Source organism: Promicromonospora kroppenstedtii DSM 19349 (assembly GCF_000515355.1).
GTDB classification, from domain to species: Bacteria; Actinomycetota; Actinomycetes; order Actinomycetales; family Cellulomonadaceae; genus Promicromonospora; species Promicromonospora kroppenstedtii.
On record NZ_KI911644.1, the window covers coordinates 2,132 to 5,159 of the forward strand.

4 protein-coding genes are annotated in these 3,028 nt (G+C 71.1%); 1 reads left to right on the forward strand and 3 read right to left on the reverse strand.

From position 1 onward, the window contains the following. The 3 genes from PROKR_RS08955 to PROKR_RS08965 form a co-directional block, all read right to left on the reverse strand. The coding region (locus PROKR_RS08955) for an ABC transporter permease (RefSeq protein WP_036962245.1) at window positions 1-691 on the reverse strand (691 nt) is incomplete at its 3' end. Next, window positions 688-1,641, reverse strand: a complete 954-nt coding sequence (locus tag PROKR_RS08960; RefSeq protein ID WP_036962248.1) for a daunorubicin resistance protein DrrA family ABC transporter ATP-binding protein — start codon at window positions 1,639-1,641, stop codon at window positions 688-690. The genes PROKR_RS08955 and PROKR_RS08960, both read right to left, overlap by 4 nt. Continuing rightward, window positions 1,641-2,450, reverse strand: coding sequence for a CPBP family intramembrane glutamic endopeptidase (locus PROKR_RS08965; RefSeq protein ID WP_036962251.1), 810 nt, complete (start codon window positions 2,448-2,450; stop codon window positions 1,641-1,643). The genes PROKR_RS08960 and PROKR_RS08965 overlap by 1 nt, the downstream gene beginning before the upstream one ends. Before the next feature lie 168 nt (window positions 2,451-2,618). Between PROKR_RS08965 and PROKR_RS08970 the strand changes: the two genes are divergently transcribed. After that, window positions 2,619-3,005 carry a zf-HC2 domain-containing protein gene (locus PROKR_RS08970; RefSeq protein ID WP_036962254.1) on the forward strand — a complete coding sequence of 129 codons (387 nt, stop codon included), beginning with the start codon at window positions 2,619-2,621 and terminating at the stop codon, window positions 3,003-3,005. Window positions 3,006-3,028: the final 23 nt, after the last annotated feature.

A 3,028-nucleotide genomic window follows, 5' to 3' on the forward strand; every position in this document is an offset into this window, starting at 1 on the left:
CGCACCAGCCGACGGCGACGAGCGCGGTGCCGAGCTCCGGGGTGCCCGCGAGCAGTCCGCGTACGGTCTCGATGATCGGCGTGAACGGCTGGTACCGCGCGAACTGCGCCAGCCCAGGGCCCATCGTGTCGGCCGGGACGATCGCGCTGCTGAAGAACGGCAGCATGACCAGCGGCACGGACGCCAGGCCCGCCGTCTCCGGCGACCTCGCCGCCAGGCCGAGCGCGACGGTCAGCCAGCCGGTCGCGAAACCGAGCAGCACGACCATGCCGGCCACGCCGAGCCAGTCCAGGCCGCTCGCCGACGGGCCGAACCCGAGCAGGAACGCCACGCCGAGCAGGGCCGCCACGGCGACGAGGTTGGTCAGCAGGCTGGCCACGACGTGGCCCGTCAGCACCGCGCTGCGCGAGACGTCCATGACCTTGAACCGGTTGATGATCCCCTTGGTCATGTCGGAGTTCACCGCGGTGGCGGTGGAGCCCAGGCCGTAGCAGACGGCCAGCAGGATCAGCCCGGGCGTCGCGTAGTCGATGTAGTCGACGCCCACGTCGAAGGCGTCGCCGAACATGTAGACGAACATCAGCAGGATGATGATCGGCATCAGCACCGCGTTGAAGACGGCGGTCGGGTTGCGGGCGACGTGCTTGAAGTTGCGGCGCAGCATCACCAGCGCGTGGGGCGGGGCGCTCATCGGGCGGCCTCCTTCTCTGTTGTCTGCTTCCCGGTGCCGTGGCCCGTCAGGGCGAGGAAGACGTCGTCGAGGTCGGGAGTGTGCACGGACAGCTCCTCGGCGCTCAGGGAGTACTCGTCGAGCCGGTCCAGCAGGGTGCGCAGCGACCGGGTGCCGCCGTCGCCGGGTACCCGCAGGCTCAGCGCGTCGTCGTCCCGCGCGGCGTCGGTCAGGACCCGCGCGGCGGCGTCGAGCTGGTCGAGGGTGGCGAACCGCAGCCGCACGTGGGTGCCAGGGATCCGGCGCTTGAGCTCGTCGGGCGTGCCCTCGGCCACGATGCGGCCCTGGTCCAGGACGGCGACCCGGTCGGCGAGCTGGTCGGCCTCCTCCAGGTACTGCGTGGTGAGGAAGATCGTCACGCCGTCGGCCACCAGGTCGCGGATGATCGACCACATCGTGCGGCGGCTGCGCGGGTCCAGACCCGTGGTCGGCTCGTCGAGGAAGATGATCTCCGGGGCGCCGACCAGGGTCATCGCCAGGTCGAGCTTGCGGCGCATGCCGCCCGAGTAGGTCGACGCCGGCTTGTGGGCCGCCTCGGTCAGCTCGAAGCGCTCCAGCAGCGTCGCGACGGACGGCCCGGCGGCTGCGCGGCCGCTCAGGTCCACCATGAGCTGGAGGTTCTCGGTCCCGGTCAGCAGCTCGTCGACGGCGGCGAACTGGCCGGTCACGCCGATCGCGGCGCGCACGGCCTTCGCCTCGGCCGCCAGGTCGTGGCCGGCGACGCGAGCGGTGCCGCCGTCGGCCCGGGTCAGGGTGGTCAGGATGTTCACCGTCGTCGTCTTGCCGGCACCGTTGGGGCCGAGCAGCGCGAAGATGGTCCCCGCCCGGACGTCGAGATCGATACCGTCGAGCACGACCTTCTCCTTGAACGTCTTGCGCAGTCCCGAGACCGCGATCGCCAGCTCGCCCATCACATGACCCCCAGCAGCAGCGCGACGGTGCCGCCGGTGGCCATCAGCAGCGTGGTGCCGGCGTGCATGCCGATGGACAGCCGCAGGTCCTGCTTCTTCCAGACGAACCACGGGCCGGGGAAGAAGAAGATCACGCGGGACAGGAACACCCAGGGCGACCACAGGTGGTAGAGCGAGAAGAGCACGGTGCTGAGCACCGGCGCCCACGCGCCCAGGTGCGCGAGGCGCGGCATCAGGAACCCACGGAAGTAGTACTCCTCGATGAGCGGCAGCGTGAACCCGGTGAACGGGATGGACGCGGCCAGCGTGATGATCATGACCGTGCGGTCGTTGCCCTCCAGGTACGTGGTGGCGCTGGCGCCGACGTCGTCGAACGGAAGCCACGTGAAGAATGCCTCGAAGACGGCGCTGTCCAGGACGGTGAGCGCGGAAGAGACCGCCACGAACCAGACGATCAGGCCCGCGACCATGGCGACGAGCCGACCGCGCGGGACCGGCTTGTCCAGGTAGCCCAGCACACCGCGCAGCGACCACCGGCCGGTGCGGTAGCGGCCGAGCCAGAGCAGGCCGAGCTGGAGCGGGTAGAGCACGATGACCAGGGCGATCGCCCAGCCCAGGAACGACGGGTAGTCGATGGCCCGCACCAGCGGCTGGGCCACGAGCAGGTAGACGGCGACGATCAGCACGCCGGGCACGAGGTGCAGGGCGATCGACAGCGGGAGGGAGTGGCGCTCGGCGAGCAATAGCTCGGCGACGCGGTTGGTTCGCGTGTCCTCGACGAAGGCCGTGGGGCCGGTTCTGTTGTCCATGCCGAGGATGCTGTCGGGCCCCGCGGACACGACGCTGACACGGCGCTGACACGGCTCCCGGTTCGCTGTCAGCGGTATCACGTGCTCGTTTGCGCAACTCCTGGTTCGCAGTGGCACTATTGCCCGGCCGGGCAGACCGGACACTCCGCACAGAGGGGGCAGTTCCGCGTGACGATCACGGGTGCACGCCAGGCCGAGGTGGCCAGGCTCCGCACCGCGCTGTCCGGATTGCCGGACGTCCCACCTGGAAGCCGCCCCGCGGCCGGCGCGAGCGCCGGGCGACGGCCGGAGTGCCGCTCCACCCGCGCCTCGATCCACGACTACCTCTCCGGGCGGCTCCTGCCCCACCGCCGCCGGCGCCTGGAGAAGCACCTGGACGGCTGCGCCGAGTGCATCCGCGCGTTCATCGACGTGCGCCAGGTCTCCTGGAACCGCAGCGCCCTGGACCGGCGCCTGGTCGCCGACGGCCACCCGGGCGGGCGGCACCGCCGTCCACCCCGCCGCCGTGTCGGACGTACAGGCCACTCGGGTGACCTGTACGTACCCGCGCGGTGACGAAGGACGACGGCGTGCGCGCC

What these genes read in the sequence shown, in the direction of transcription:
- PROKR_RS08960 (WP_036962248.1), bottom strand. Translation starts at nt 1,641, where the DNA reads ATGGGCGAGCTGGCGATCGCGGTCTCGGGACTGCGCAAGACGTTCAAG.
- PROKR_RS08965 (WP_036962251.1), bottom strand. Translation starts at nt 2,450, where the DNA reads ATGGACAACAGAACCGGCCCCACGGCCTTCGTCGAGGACACGCGAACC.